The following is a 13342-nucleotide window of genomic DNA, read 5'->3' as shown; positions in this document are numbered from 1 at the left end:
ACCGTTTTCGGAGTGAAAAATTACGCCAGTTCTGCCAGATATTTCTCTGCATCCATAGCCGCCATGCACCCGCTTCCTGCAGCCGTAATGGCCTGTCTGTAGATATGATCCTGTACGTCTCCCGCGGCAAAAACGCCCGGCAAATTGGTTCTGGTAGATCCGGGAATGGTTTTGAGGTATCCGTTTTCGTCCATCGTGATCTGGCCGGCAAAGATTGCGGTATTCGGCTGGTGGCCGATGGCGATAAAAATACCATGGACATCTATGGCAGAGGTCTCTTTGGTTTGGTTATTGATGACTATGGCTCTTTCTACCATGCCGTTTTCTCCTTCGATGCCGATCAGTTCGTGGTGGAACTTCACTTCGATATTCGGTGTGTTTTCTACCCGGTGAATCATGGCTTTGGACGCGCGGAATTCATCACGACGCACCAGCATGGTCACTTTATTGGTCAGTTTAGCCAGGTAGGTGGCTTCTTCGGCAGCGGTATCTCCGGCTCCCACCACAATAACATCTTTTCCTTTGTAGAAAAATCCGTCGCAGGTAGCGCAGGCAGAAACGCCGCCTCCGGAATATGTTTTTTCATCTTCCAGACCCAGATATTTGGCCGTGGCACCGGTAGAAATGATTACGGTCCTGGCCAGGATTTCCTTATTCCCGGCCCACAGCTTGTGAATACCACCCGTTTCTGTGGAAAATTCTGCTTTGGTAATGAGTTCGTAATAGACTTTGGTATCAAACCGTTCTGCCTGTTTTTGCAGGTCCATCATCATCTGCGGACCGGTAACACCATCCGGATATCCCGGGAAATTATCTACTTCTGTAGTGGTGGTCAGCTGGCCGCCCGGCTCCAGACCGGTATAGAGTTGCGGTTTCAGGTCTGCACGTGCTGCATAGATGGCAGCGGTAAATCCGGAAGGTCCGGATCCTATAATAACACAGTCAAATATCGTTTGTTCCATAATGTATAAGAATCTTTAATCAAAAATTTTGTCAAAGGTGAACATTTTTCCGCAGGTTTGCGCTTCATGATCATCAATAATATCAATATGAATCATCAGCCCGTACCATCATCGTGATTGCTTCCGGGTTCATATCCGGGAAGGCGGATTATACAATCTCGCTGGTGAGTCCCCGCGAAATCAGTTTGTCATGCATGGGTTTCAGCACATCCATCGTGCCGGTTTTCACCGTACATTTTCCTTTGTAATGCACCAGAATGGTACATTGCTCTGCCTGCTCCGGTGTATGGCCGCAGATTTCAATCAGACATTCTATGACAAAGTCAAAGGTATTCACATCATCATTCCAGAGCACCAGTTTATTGAGCTGGTCTTCCTGTTCCATCAGCAGGATTTCCTCCTCGTACTGTCTGCCCGGATTATCGTAATTGGTGGAACCGTAAACGGGCACATTTTGGGGTATGGTATTAAATGTCGCCAAGTTCTTCGGATATTTCATCAATAACATTTCTTTCTTCATACACCAGTTCTACCATTTCCACGCTTTTGTTATTCATCTTCAGAATTTTGAAATGATAATCGTTCATTTCAAATTCCTGATTTTCTTCCGGAATATCTTCCAGATCATGCAGGATATAGCCCGCAAGCGTGTTGAATTCTCCTTCTTCTGAAAGAGGGAATGTTTTCGGCAGAAATTCATTGATTTCATCCAGCGGTTGTGTAGCCTGTACCCAGAATACATTTTCGGCCACCTGCACTACGATCTGATCTTCATCATCTTCTTCATCCTGAATCTCTCCTACCAGTTCCTCCAGAATATCCTCCAGGGTGATGATGCCTTCGGTACCTCCAAATTCATCAATGACCACCGCGAGGTGCTGTTTTTTCTGCTGAAAAATCTTCATCAGGTCAGAGATCTTCTTGCTGCCTACCACGAAGAATGCCTCACGCATCAGCCTTTTCACGTCCTCATGGGTAAGGGCACCTTTACTGCGCACATACTCGCGGATGATTTCCTTGGTATAGAAAATTCCGATGATTTTGTCAATGGAATCCTCGTACACCGGAATCCGGCTGTAACCACTTTCCATGATTTTGGTAATGATGTCTTCTACCGGTTCTTCTATGTCTATAGAGAGAATGTTCTGTCTGGGCACCATGATCTGCTTGGCCGAATGGTCTGTAAAATCGAATGCATTCTTAATGATTTCGTAGTTTTCTTCCTGAATTTCTCCCGAATCTGCAGATTGTTTTACAAGAAGCTGAAGTTCCTCGGTAGAATGTATTTCATGCTCGGAGGCCGGATGAATTTTCATAAGTCTGAGGAATGCATTGGACATCTGATTCATGGTCCAGATAAACGGTTTGAACACTGTGTAAAAAACGCGAAGCGGCACCGCAATGGCCATGGTAGTAGGTTCTGCCTTGCGGATTGCAATGGATTTCGGAATCAGCTCACCAAATACAATATGCATGATGGTGATGATGAGAAAACTGAGCACCAGTGAAATGGTGGTGATCATGCCCTGATCCATAGCGAGCTGGAAATAGATGAAAATCTTTTCAATAAGATGATGCAAAGCGCTTTCTCCTACCCAACCCAATGCCAATGAGGCCAGGGTAATCCCGAGCTGGGTAGCCGAGAGATATTCATCCAGATGTTTAATGATATGCTCTGCCTGCTTGGCCATAGAGTCACCCTCTGCAGCCTTGAGCTGTATTTGTGAGTAACGAACTTTTACAATTGAGAATTCTGCTGCTACGAAGAAGCCATTTAGTAAAACTAAGAATAAAGCTAAGAGCAGCTTAAGTATGTCCGAATCCATTTAGAAAATTAAAAAATATTTTTTACAAAGGTATGTAAATTTTCAGAACCATCATTTTTTCTTTTCAGCAAATGCTGATCCCTGTAAAAAGCATGAACAAAAGCCTGTACAGAAGGATTCATTGCTTTCTGCACTTTCAAAAAAAACCATTTCCCCGGAGAAATGGCTGCAGAAAAAGAAGGTTATTAGTTTTATGATTTAAATTTACGGAGGATTGCAGTTTCCCAAAGAAGTTTTTGGATAAAATGCAGAAAAAACTGTATAACCGGTAGGATTTGCGCAAGGATGCATAAACGCTGTTATCAGATAAATGCAGACAATGCGCTGAAAGTTTTCATCAGCAGCTATAGCATCAGAAAAGCCACCCGGCGAGGTGACTTTTGAGAGAAAAAATGGTTATTAGTTTTCGTTTTTTTGATACTCAAATGTAGAGACTTTAGTAGATTTTCGCTAGCGAATATGGACAAGTGGTCATAAAAACTGTATAACCGGTTTTGTTTTGGCATTAATATGCACTACACAGCATGACGAGACAGCCGGCAGCAGAGTGGTTTTATCTTACGAAAAGCTGTGGTGGATACCAATTTCCGGTCTGCCGGATAAAGATGCATCAAGATGAAACCTGAAAAAGACACTGGCCCAAGGTAAAAATCACCGGACCATTATCCGGTTCGGTCTTCAACTGTTTCATGAACATAACATTCCATGAAACTGATAAAATACCTATATTTGAATAAAATCCGGCATCATGATAACTGTATTAATACTAGACGATGAGCAGGACGCCCTGGACTGCCTGAAATGGGAACTTGAAAATCTGATTCCAGAGCATATAGCGGTGCACGCATTTACCAGTGCAGAAAAAGCCACGATGTTTCTGAGCAGAACCCTTGTAGACGCTGTCTTCATAGACGTAGAAATGCCCGAAATGAGCGGATTTGACTTCCTGCAGCAGTTTCCGGAGCGCAAATTTGCTGTTATCATTACCACGGCCTATCATGAGTATGCACTGCCGGCCATCAAACAGCAATGCCTGGATTTTCTGCAAAAGCCCGCTGATTCAGACAGCGTAAGGGAATGCATTGACAAAATAAAAAAGTTCAAAAAAGAGCACGATCTCATTGATTATATAGAAGAAAAACTTTCGCGCAATGCCAGAAATGAAGGCCAGAAGAAAATCATCATCAGTACGGACGGAAGAATGATGTTTCTGAAGCCGGATGAAGTTCTGTACTGCGAAAGTGATGGCAACTACTCCACTATATTTCTGGAAAACGGAAAGAAAATCGTGGTGTCTACCCCACTGAAACAGCTGGAAGAAAAACTCACAGAAGACTTCTTCCGAGTGCATCATTCCTTCATCATCAATATGAATAAGGTACAGGAATATCTGAAAAGTGAATCATATGTGGTGCTCACCAATCACAGCCGGATTCCGGTATCCCGCCAAAAAAAATCCAGTTTTCTGGATCAGTTCTGAGTCATGAAAAGTTGTGCATGCCTGATATGTTTCCTGCTGTCTGCCCTCTTCAGCGGACAAAGCCTTCCGGATCTTACCCGGAACCGGTCGGTTACCTTTGCGCAGCTGGACAGTACCTACCGCTCCATATCTGCAGACACGGCAGCCATCAATACCTACCTGAAACTGAGCCGTAAAAACCACAATGAAGTCGCCGAGGTATTTTTTCTGAATCAACTCGGCAGCTATTTCCGGGATAAATCCACGTATGCCAAAGCAGATTTCTATCACCGCAAAGCCCTGAATCTGGCCACCAGAATCAACCACCGGGAACAAATCATTATCTCTACCAATCTGCTGGGTGTGGTGTACCGTCGAAAAGACGAAATTTTACCTGCTATAGAATACCACCAGAAAGCCCTGGAAATGGCAGAAAGCATCTCGCAACCCAGTGAAACGATCCTGCGGAATATTGCCATCTCGTGCAACAGTCTGGGTAATGTATATCTGACCATGAACCAACTGGAAGATGCCATGACGTATTTTCAGCGGTCACTGGAAATAGAGAAAAAAATCAACAACCTGCTGGGATTGGCCATTAATTATCACAATATAGGCGGTATTTATGAAAAGCAAAATGACCTGGACGGTGCGCTTTATAACTACCGGCAATCCCTGAACTACAACCATGAACTGAACTCTGCCCTAGGAAAAATCATCTGCAACAACAGCATTGGCGGCATTTATCTCAAAAAAGGCGAAACGGCAGAAGCCGCACCCTACCTGGCCCATACCATCGCAGAATCTGAGAAAATACAGGACGAATTTTATATCTCTATTTCCTACATCCACACCGGATGGCTGCAGATGCAACAAAAGAATCCCCGGGCAGAGCAAACCATCAAGCATGGTTTGAGTATTGCCGAAAGAAAAGGATTTACCTCTTCCCAAATTGAGGCCTATGATTTATTGTCGCAACTTTACCAGGAACAGGATCAGCTGGACTCTGCGCTGGCCTATTATAAAAAGTACGCCGAAGAAAAAGAATTGCTGCACAATGAAAGCACATTTCGGAGCATCAGCGATCTGAAAAACCGGTACACCCTGGAGCGGCGGAAAAATGAAATCAATGCGCTGCAGCTGCAACAGGAACAGATGGCGCACCAGATGAGCACCAATGCCCAACTCTATACGGCGGCCATCATACTGCTGGCCTTTCTGGCGGGTCTCTATTACTTCTACACCCGTCAAAAAGAACTGAAGCAGCAGAAAAAACTCCTGCAGATGGAGCAGGACATCCTGAATCTGCAGATGAATCCGCATTTTATCTTTAATGCGCTGAACTCCATAAAAGCCTTTATTGTAAAAAACGACACCCATCAATCGGTATATTATCTGAACAAATTCTCCAAGATCTTCCGGAATATTCTGACCGGCATTCAGAAAAAGGAAACCAATCTGAAAGAGGAGCTGGAGAATGTAGAGAATTATCTTTCCATAGAAAACATGCGGTTTGGCGGCGCCATACAGTACACGATCACAATAGATGAAGCACTGGATACCGAGACCATAAAAATCCCCTCCTTTCTGCTTCAGGTATTTGCAGAAAATGCGGTGTGGCATGGCCTGGCACTGAAGGAAGGAGAAAAAAAGCTGAGCATCACCGTTTCCCGGAAGAATGACCGAAAAGCAATGATAGAGATCCGGGACAACGGCATTGGCCTGCGGGAAGCGAGCCGGCTGGCCGAACGAAATCAGAACAAGAAAGAATCTCTGGGTTTTAAAATATCTCGCAAGCGCCTGGAACGGCTTTATGCAGAAGACTATTCACTGAGGATTACCGATCTGGAAACAGACGGATCAGAGACCGGAACCCTGGTTCATCTGGAAATCCCCTATAACTAAAAAAAGCACCGATTTCTCAGTGCTTTTGTGGGTTTATTGCTTAGTGAGAATGATATTCTGAGGTAAACTGATGGAGGAATCGTATGGGGCAAGTTTGGTACCCTGCAGATTTTCTAATGATTCCAATTTGATGTGTGTAGCATCTATATAAGAAATCACAAATTTTACACTCTTGTTTTTTGATGGATGCTCTAATGTTCCTTTGATTATATTTGGAATATTCGCATTATAGTTTCCTCCCAAAACAGTCCACTTCTTCTGGTACATAGTGGTATCATGATAAGGCAAAGAATTTTCCTTTTCCACCCCATTATCTATAAACTGATGAAAACCAATAATTGCATCTACACATTCTTCATTGGGAAAATTAGCATTTGGAAATACCGTAGGAAGATGAATCTTAACATTCTTTAATTCAATACGTAATAGTTTATCATTGACTGAACCCTGCCAAACACCAGTAAATTTTTCGTGTTGTTGCTTCTGGTTATATACGTCACAAGTCACTGGAAATTGTTGTGGAGGTTCCACAAAAGTTAAATCGCCTTTCTGCGCTTTTACTGAATGTGTGCTCAATAGTATTATTGCTAAAATTATAATATTTTTCATAACTGTGTTTTTTATTAATTAGAACATTGTTTTGCTTGCACTGTACCATTCGAATTTCGTACCAAGGCAAACCAGTTATCAAAGTTATCATCTGTACTTTTAAAAATAGTCAAACCAGAACTTTGTGTTTCTAAATAAGCCAGAAATTTCTGTTCATTAATATCAAAGGTTTCATTATTGTTTTCAGGTGAGATACCTAATAAATCATAATAGAATTCCTGATTGTTTTTATCTTTCTCTGTAAATTGGTTATTAGTGCTCAAATAAGTAGCAGCAAATGTACTAAATTGAGCTTCATTGTTAATCGTAATCATATACTTGGTATTACTTGAAGTAACCACCCCCATCACAAAGGTATTCACATTGCGTATAAATCCATTTTTGTACATCGCTGCTAAGACCGCCAAATCCGAAACTGAAAATACAGATAATCCACCTTTAAAATGTGAATGAATATATGCATCATATTTTCCGTTGGGAAGAGATACTTCTATTTCTAATTTACCCATTTCACCTTCTACATAATGTTCATTTACCGTACCATCTGCATTCATAGATAGAAAATGACCTCTTTCCCGTGGCATGCTTTCACCAGGCTTCAAAGTATTCTTTTTACTATCCAGATCTTTCAGTAATTCCTTGGTCTTAGCATGTTTGCCCACAGTTTTCATGTTACTGCAAGGATCTGCAGGTGGAAAGGTACTACCCCCTATAGGCAATTGGTCACAGTTCTGATAATCTGTACAAGTAGAAGGTGGTGGTCCGCTACATCCGTTATTCACATAGTCTGTAAGATCATCGCATTCATCAGATCGGTCTAAAGGCCATTCTACCGGTTTTGGTGGCACATTTATAATTACTTCTTCTATCCAACCAGGAGGAAACGGTTCATCGTCATCATTACCATTTTTGGACATTACACCATTTTGCGTATATGCTTGAGAAAAAGCAAGTAGTATAGGATTTGTAACAGAATTAAGGTCAGCCTTGTAAAACTCCAGAAAACTTTCGTTTTTATCAATTTTTGCCACCAATAACCCGGTTACCTGTTTGCTTTCTACCATAGGAAACAAAGCAGTTCTGGAAGAATCGGGTTCGGTAAACAACTGTGTGGCAAACCTGAAATCTGGCACGGCAGTAGCAGGATTATCAAAATCCGGCGCAAGCTCAGGGTGCAGATTGTAATATTGGTAATACAGATCCCGGAAGGCGTACTGATAAGACATATCGTTTCCGGATTTCATCATTGCACCAGATTTCTTCTTATTCAGTGCGAACATCTGGAACTTTTCTATCTGAGCTTCTTTCTCGCTTTCAGATATCTCATAGTCCCGCATACAGCTTTGTAATGCAGCTGCAAGCATCAGAAAATACAGTAAGTACCTTCCTTTCTTGAAATTTTTAATCATTTGTGTTATTTAAAATTATTCTTCGTGTGTTTTATAGAAAGTCAGATCTACCGCTAACTTCCTTTCAGTGCTTCTGCTCCGGAAACAATCTCCAGAATTTCATTGGTAATGGCAGCCTGTCTTGCTTTATTATAGGTGATCACCAATTCGTTTTTCAAGGCCTGTGCATTGTCGGTCGCTTTGTGCATGGCCGTCATACGGGCACCGTGCTCTGCAGCTACCGAATCCAGGATGGCTTTGTACACCTGCGTTTTAATGGATTTCGGAATCAGATTCTCCAGAATCTCACGGGCGCTGGGCTCGAAGATATAATCGGTTTCCACTTCACCGGATTTCTCGGGCATTGAAATAGGCAGTACCTGCTCGGTAATCACCTCCTGAGTTGCGGCATTGATGAATTTATTGTAAATGACATACACCCGGTCAAATTTTTCTTCGGCGTAATCCTTCATCACCTGCTCGGTAAATCTGGCTACAGCGTCAAAACTCAGCTGGTCAAATACGGAACTCTGGTTGGCATATACTGTTTTGGTTCTTTGTACCGCATCAAATGCCTTTTTACCTACGGTAAGGATTTCGGTTTCAAAATCCACCTGCTGCAGTTGCGTATTCAGCTCTTTCACTACAGAAGAGTTGAAGGCACCCGCCAGACCTCTGTTAGAAGTCACCACAATATACAAAGCCTTCTTCACCTCGCGCTCTGCCGTAAAGGTAGACACTTCTTCCAGTTCTGCTCCCGCACTTACATTTTCTATAAGTTCGGTAAGCTTTTCGGAGTAAGGTCTCAGCATCACGATAGCATCCTGAGCTTTTTTCAGTTTTGCCGCAGCTACCATTTTCATTGCACTGGTAATCTGCATGGTAGAACCAATCGAAGTAATCCTTCCGCGTATTTCCTTTAAATTTGCCATTCTCTTATTGTTTCAAGCAATATAGGTGACAGGTTTCAGACTTGAATCATCTGAAACCCGACCGTATGTTTAATATTAGTTATATTTTGAAGCTAAATCCTTCGCTGCGCTCTTCAGCACATCTGTTACAGCACCGTCAATTTTACCTGCTTTGATGGCTGCCATAGTTTCAGGATGCTTGGTTTTCAGGAACGCTGTATATTCGTTCATGAATTCTTTTACTTTTCTGGTAGGGATATCTCTGAGCAGGTTTTCTGTTCCGGCATATACCATGGCTACCTGATTTTCTACAGGAAGCGGTGAGTTTACCGGCTGTTTCAGGATTTCCACGTTTTTCTCCCCTTTAGAGATTACACTCAGGGTAGCGGCATCCAGGTCAGAACCGAACTTGGCAAATGCTTCCAGTTCTTTGTACTGTGCCTGATCCAGTTTCAATGTACCGGATACTTTCTTCATAGACTTGATCTGCGCATTACCTCCTACACGGGATACGGAAATACCCACGTTGATGGCAGGACGAACCCCGGAGTTGAACAGGTCAGATTCCAGGAAGATCTGTCCGTCTGTAATGGAAATTACGTTGGTTGGGATATAGGCAGAAACGTCACCCGCCTGTGTTTCAATAATCGGAAGTGCGGTAAGAGAACCACCCCCTTTCACCATCGGCTTCAGGGAATCCGGAAGGTCATTCATCTGTGCAGCAATGCTGTCATCGGCAATTACCTTCGCAGCTCTTTCCAGAAGTCTGGAGTGCAGGTAGAACACGTCACCAGGATATGCTTCACGGCCCGGAGGTCTTCTCAGAAGCAGGGAAAGCTCACGGTAAGCAACAGCTTGCTTGGACAAGTCATCATACACGATCAGTGCAGGACGGCCGGTATCCCGGAAATATTCTCCGATGGAAGCCCCTGCCATAGGTGCATACACCTGCATTGGCGTTGGGTCAGAAGCATTAGCAGCTACAATTACGGTATATGCCATAGCTCCTTTGTCTTCCAGTGTTTTTACGATCTGCGCTACGGTAGAACCTTTCTGACCTACGGCTACGTAAATACAAAATACAGGCTCACCAGCGTCATAAAATTCTTTCTGATTCAGAATGGTGTCAATGGCCACGGTAGTTTTACCGGTCTGGCGGTCACCAATAATTAGTTCTCTCTGTCCTCTTCCTACAGGAATCATGGAATCGATGGCTACAATACCGGTTTGCAGAGGCTCATTTACGGGTTGTCTGAAGATTACACCCGGTGCTTTTCTTTCCAGAGGCATTTCATAAAGATCTCCGGCAATTGGTCCTTTACCATCAATAGGGTTACCCAGGGTATCCACTACTCTTCCCAGCATTCCCTCTCCTACTTTAATGGAGGAAATTCTGTTGGTTCTGTTTACGGTATCCCCTTCTTTTACCGCTTTGGACTCACCCAGAAGTGCCACCCCTACGTTGTCTTCTTCCAGGTTCAGTACGATACCTTCTATACCAGAAGAGAATTTCACCAATTCACCGTACTGTACGTTTTCTAAACCATATACACGAGCAATACCGTCTCCGATCTGCAGAACAGTTCCCACTTCTTCTACGTTGCTCTGGGTATTAAAATTTGCTAATTGTTGCTTCAGTATCGCTGATACTTCTGCCGGATTTATTTCTGCCATTTTGTGGTTGTTTTATCTAAGTTTATCATCATCCGTCTGTGAACGGATAAAAAATTAATTTACGTGAAAATCTTTTCTCAGCTTATCCAGTTTGTTTTTTACGGAAGCATCTATCTGCTGGTCTCCTACTCTTAAAATATACCCACCCAGAATATCTTTATTAACCCGGGTATCCAAATCATAAGAGGCGTCCTGCTTTACCAGACCAGATGCACTCAGAATCTGATTCACTGTGTCTGCAGAAAGTTCTGTAGCAGACGTAAGGGTTACACGCTGTATGCCCTTCATATCTTCCACTTTATTGATGAACTCCTGCGCGATGTTCTTCATTTCCGTCTCACGTCCTTGTTTAATGACCATGCTGATCATGTTCTGAGATACGGGAGAAAAGGCTTTGAAGATTTCACCTGCCGCAGCCATTTTCTTTTTGCTGTCAATGAAGGGAGTTGCAAAGAACGCATTGAGTTCTTTACTGTCGTTCATAATCTTACGAACGTCTTTCATTTCTGCGAAAACAGTCTCGGTATTCCCGGACTCCTGCGTAAAGTCCAGCAATCCCTGTGCGTATCTTTTTGCTACTTTAGAGGTAAGCATATCTTAGTTCAGATTTGTTTTGTTAAGAATATTTTGCACCAGAGCATTCTGCGCTTCATTATTGTCCAGCTTTTCTTTCAGGATTGTCTCTGCAATATTTACAGACAAAGCACCAATCTGGGTTTTGATATCTGCCATAGCTGCAGATTTTTCAGCCTGTATAGACTGTCGGGCCTGCTCTATGATTTTATCTCCTTCAGATTTTGCAGCATCTTTGGCTTCATTTACAATTCTGTCTTTTATTTCACGGGCATCTTTCAGGATGGCATCACGCTCCAGTTTCGCTTCGCTGATGATGCGCTCGTTTTCTGCCTGCAGATTCTTCATCTCGTCTCTGGCAATCTGAGCCTGATTCAGTGCATCCTGTATGGATACTTCTCTTTCATTTACAGCATTCAGAATTGGCTTCCATGCATATTTTGCCAAAACAAAAAGCAAAACGATGAAAATAAGCGACTGAATGATAAATAGTCCGGAAGAAAAATTTTCTAATAATCCCATTGTATTATGAATATGTAATTTCTGTTATTTAAATGTTTATAAAATCATCTGCCGTAACCAACCGTTCCCGGCAGATGATAAGCTGGGTTGAGGTTATTACACTGCGAACAGAGCAGCAAATGCAAGACCTTCAACAAGTGCAGCAGCAATAAGCATCGCTGTTTGTAGCTTTCCTGATTGTTCTGGCTGACGAGCCATTCCTTCTAAAGCAGCAGCACCGATTTTACCGATACCCAGACCTGCTCCGATTACTACTAAACCTGCACCTACTAACGTTAAATCCGTCATAATATAAAAATTTAAAAGTGTTTTATGTATTCTGCGGAGCCTGCGCCCCTGTTTTTAATAATTAATCTTAATGATGTAATGCTTCTTCCTCGTGGTGATGTTCTTCATTTGCCATTCCGAAATACACCGCTGCAAGCATGGTGAAAATGTACGCCTGTAAGAAAGCAACCAGAATTTCCAGCAAATAAATCACAAACGTAAGGAACGGAAACGCTACACTGCCGATGATGTTTTTAAACACATAAATCATGGCAATAAGTGACATCAGTACAATATGCCCTGCCGTCATGTTCGCAAAAAGACGAATCAACAGTGCAAAAGGTTTAATGAACATCCCGATGATCTCAATAGGAATCATAACAATCTTCATGGGCAAAGGCAGACCCGGCATCCAGAAAATATGCTGCCAGTAGTTTTTATTTGCTGTAAACTGTGTGATAAGGAATGTAAAAATAGCCAGAGATGCGGTAACAGCCAGCTGACCGGTCACGTTTACCCCAAAAGGCATTAAACCAAAAATATTCAGAATCAGGATAAAGAAGAAAATCGTAAGGAGAAACGGAAGATATTTCTTGTATTTCACCCCGATATTCGGCTTCGCAATATCGTCCCGCACAAATAAGATTACGGGTTCCAGAATTTTACCGAAACCTGTAGGCACAGGAGATTTTCTGTAATTCTTTGCCATAGAACCAAAAATGAACACCAACAGCAGAGCCGTTACAATGATCATCAGCACACTTTTGGTAAGGGACAGATCCAGCACTTTCTCATTGGTTGCGTGGTATTCCTCGTCCAGATGAATGGTTCCTGAGGCATCTGTTTTATAAATTTTCTCGTGGAAAAGCTTGTAATATCCGCCTTTACTTTCGACTACATTTTCGCCGTGGTGAAAGGCAGTACTCATCATGGTGTGCAGTCCGTTTTCCTGGTCATAAAAGATTACCGGCAGGGGAAAACCAATATGCTTCCCTTCTTTGGTCACCATAATATCAAAACTGTGGGCATCCAGAAGGTGATGCGTAATGAACTCCTTATTTTCTCTTCTTGTTTTATCTGCTTCCGTTTCCGGAGCTGCCACGGCCTCCGTCACTGCCGTAGTTTCTACGTGAACAGGCTCTGCTACAGCGTTATGTTGTGCCATGGAAAGCGAAAAAACGGATAAAAATCCCATCAAAAGTACAGATCTTCTCAGCATTGATATATCTCTTTTTTAAGTTGCGCA

13 protein-coding genes are annotated in these 13342 nt (G+C 42.8%); 2 read left to right on the top strand and 11 right to left on the bottom strand.

Features of this window, described 5'->3' with window-relative positions:
- Positions 1 to 20 precede the first annotated feature (20 nt).
- From trxB to LKO26_RS12295, 3 genes are all read right to left on the bottom strand, one after another.
- Positions 21 to 962 carry a thioredoxin-disulfide reductase gene (gene trxB, locus LKO26_RS12305; RefSeq protein ID WP_227588183.1) on the bottom strand — a complete coding sequence of 314 codons (942 nt, stop codon included), beginning with the start codon at positions 960 to 962 and terminating at the stop codon, positions 21 to 23.
- A 148-nt stretch (positions 963 to 1110) separates the two neighbouring features.
- Positions 1111 to 1347: an ATP-dependent Clp protease adaptor ClpS gene (locus LKO26_RS12300; protein ID WP_227588210.1), complete on the bottom strand. Its 237-nt coding sequence runs from the start codon at positions 1345 to 1347 to the stop codon at positions 1111 to 1113.
- 82 nt (positions 1348 to 1429) lie between these two features.
- On the bottom strand, positions 1430 to 2788 hold the full coding sequence (locus LKO26_RS12295; RefSeq protein WP_227588182.1) for a hemolysin family protein: 1359 nt from the start codon (positions 2786 to 2788) through the stop codon (positions 1430 to 1432).
- A 748-nt stretch (positions 2789 to 3536) separates the two neighbouring features.
- On the opposite strand from LKO26_RS12295, the gene LKO26_RS12290 reads away from it, so the two are divergent.
- Together LKO26_RS12290 and LKO26_RS12285 are read left to right on the top strand one after the other, a co-directional pair.
- A complete protein-coding gene (locus LKO26_RS12290) occupies positions 3537 to 4268 on the top strand; it encodes a LytR/AlgR family response regulator transcription factor (RefSeq protein WP_227588181.1) in 732 nt (243 codons plus the stop codon).
- A 3-nt stretch (positions 4269 to 4271) separates the two neighbouring features.
- Complete coding sequence (locus tag LKO26_RS12285; protein WP_227588180.1) at positions 4272 to 6152, top strand: tetratricopeptide repeat protein; 1881 nt, start codon at positions 4272 to 4274, stop codon at positions 6150 to 6152.
- A gap of 33 nt (positions 6153 to 6185) precedes the next feature.
- Here the strand turns inward: LKO26_RS12285 and LKO26_RS12280 are convergent, their stop codons facing one another.
- The 8 genes from LKO26_RS12280 to atpB form a co-directional block, all read right to left on the bottom strand.
- Positions 6186 to 6761: a DUF6705 family protein gene (locus LKO26_RS12280; protein WP_227588179.1), complete on the bottom strand. Its 576-nt coding sequence runs from the start codon at positions 6759 to 6761 to the stop codon at positions 6186 to 6188.
- 14 nt (positions 6762 to 6775) lie between these two features.
- Positions 6776 to 8170 (bottom strand): hypothetical protein, encoded by a 1395-nt coding sequence (locus LKO26_RS12275; RefSeq protein ID WP_227588178.1) that lies wholly within the window; start codon positions 8168 to 8170, stop codon positions 6776 to 6778.
- A 53-nt stretch (positions 8171 to 8223) separates the two neighbouring features.
- Positions 8224 to 9081 carry an ATP synthase F1 subunit gamma gene (gene atpG, locus LKO26_RS12270; RefSeq protein ID WP_227588177.1) on the bottom strand — a complete coding sequence of 286 codons (858 nt, stop codon included), beginning with the start codon at positions 9079 to 9081 and terminating at the stop codon, positions 8224 to 8226.
- A 75-nt stretch (positions 9082 to 9156) separates the two neighbouring features.
- Entirely contained in the window at positions 9157 to 10734 is a 1578-nt protein-coding gene (gene atpA / locus LKO26_RS12265) for a F0F1 ATP synthase subunit alpha (RefSeq protein ID WP_227588176.1), read from the bottom strand.
- Between the two features lie 54 nt (positions 10735 to 10788).
- On the bottom strand, positions 10789 to 11328 hold the full coding sequence (gene atpH / locus LKO26_RS12260; RefSeq protein WP_227588175.1) for an ATP synthase F1 subunit delta: 540 nt from the start codon (positions 11326 to 11328) through the stop codon (positions 10789 to 10791).
- A gap of 3 nt (positions 11329 to 11331) precedes the next feature.
- Positions 11332 to 11829, bottom strand: coding sequence for a F0F1 ATP synthase subunit B (locus LKO26_RS12255; RefSeq protein ID WP_227588174.1), 498 nt, complete (start codon positions 11827 to 11829; stop codon positions 11332 to 11334).
- A gap of 96 nt (positions 11830 to 11925) precedes the next feature.
- Positions 11926 to 12117: an ATP synthase F0 subunit C gene (gene atpE / locus LKO26_RS12250; RefSeq protein ID WP_227588173.1), complete on the bottom strand. Its 192-nt coding sequence runs from the start codon at positions 12115 to 12117 to the stop codon at positions 11926 to 11928.
- 67 nt (positions 12118 to 12184) lie between these two features.
- Positions 12185 to 13315, bottom strand: a complete 1131-nt coding sequence (gene atpB / locus LKO26_RS12245) for a F0F1 ATP synthase subunit A (protein WP_227588172.1) — start codon at positions 13313 to 13315, stop codon at positions 12185 to 12187.
- Positions 13316 to 13342 lie beyond the last annotated feature (27 nt).

It is taken from the genome of Chryseobacterium sp. MFBS3-17 (assembly GCF_020687745.1).
GTDB lineage: Bacteria > Bacteroidota > Bacteroidia > Flavobacteriales > Weeksellaceae > Marnyiella.
The sequence above is the reverse complement of the archived record's forward strand: the minus strand, read 5'-3'. Positions and strand labels throughout refer to the sequence as shown.

Excerpts from the sequence above, each read along its gene's own strand:
- LKO26_RS12275 (WP_227588178.1), bottom strand. The coding sequence starts at position 8,170 with ATGATTAAAAATTTCAAGAAAGGAAGGTACTTACTGTATTTTCTGATG.
- LKO26_RS12255 (WP_227588174.1), bottom strand. The coding sequence starts at position 11,829 with ATGGGATTATTAGAAAATTTTTCTTCCGGACTATTTATCATTCAGTCG.
- atpA (WP_227588176.1), bottom strand. The coding sequence starts at position 10,734 with ATGGCAGAAATAAATCCGGCAGAAGTATCAGCGATACTGAAGCAACAA.
- trxB (WP_227588183.1), bottom strand. The coding sequence starts at position 962 with ATGGAACAAACGATATTTGACTGTGTTATTATAGGATCCGGACCTTCC.
- LKO26_RS12290 (WP_227588181.1), top strand. The coding sequence starts at position 3,537 with ATGATAACTGTATTAATACTAGACGATGAGCAGGACGCCCTGGACTGC.
- atpE (WP_227588173.1), bottom strand. The coding sequence starts at position 12,117 with ATGACGGATTTAACGTTAGTAGGTGCAGGTTTAGTAGTAATCGGAGCA.
- atpH (WP_227588175.1), bottom strand. The coding sequence starts at position 11,328 with ATGCTTACCTCTAAAGTAGCAAAAAGATACGCACAGGGATTGCTGGAC.
- LKO26_RS12295 (WP_227588182.1), bottom strand. The coding sequence starts at position 2,788 with ATGGATTCGGACATACTTAAGCTGCTCTTAGCTTTATTCTTAGTTTTA.
- atpG (WP_227588177.1), bottom strand. The coding sequence starts at position 9,081 with ATGGCAAATTTAAAGGAAATACGCGGAAGGATTACTTCGATTGGTTCT.
- atpB (WP_227588172.1), bottom strand. The coding sequence starts at position 13,315 with ATGCTGAGAAGATCTGTACTTTTGATGGGATTTTTATCCGTTTTTTCG.
- LKO26_RS12300 (WP_227588210.1), bottom strand. The coding sequence starts at position 1,347 with ATGGAACAGGAAGACCAGCTCAATAAACTGGTGCTCTGGAATGATGAT.
- LKO26_RS12285 (WP_227588180.1), top strand. The coding sequence starts at position 4,272 with ATGAAAAGTTGTGCATGCCTGATATGTTTCCTGCTGTCTGCCCTCTTC.
- LKO26_RS12280 (WP_227588179.1), bottom strand. The coding sequence starts at position 6,761 with ATGAAAAATATTATAATTTTAGCAATAATACTATTGAGCACACATTCA.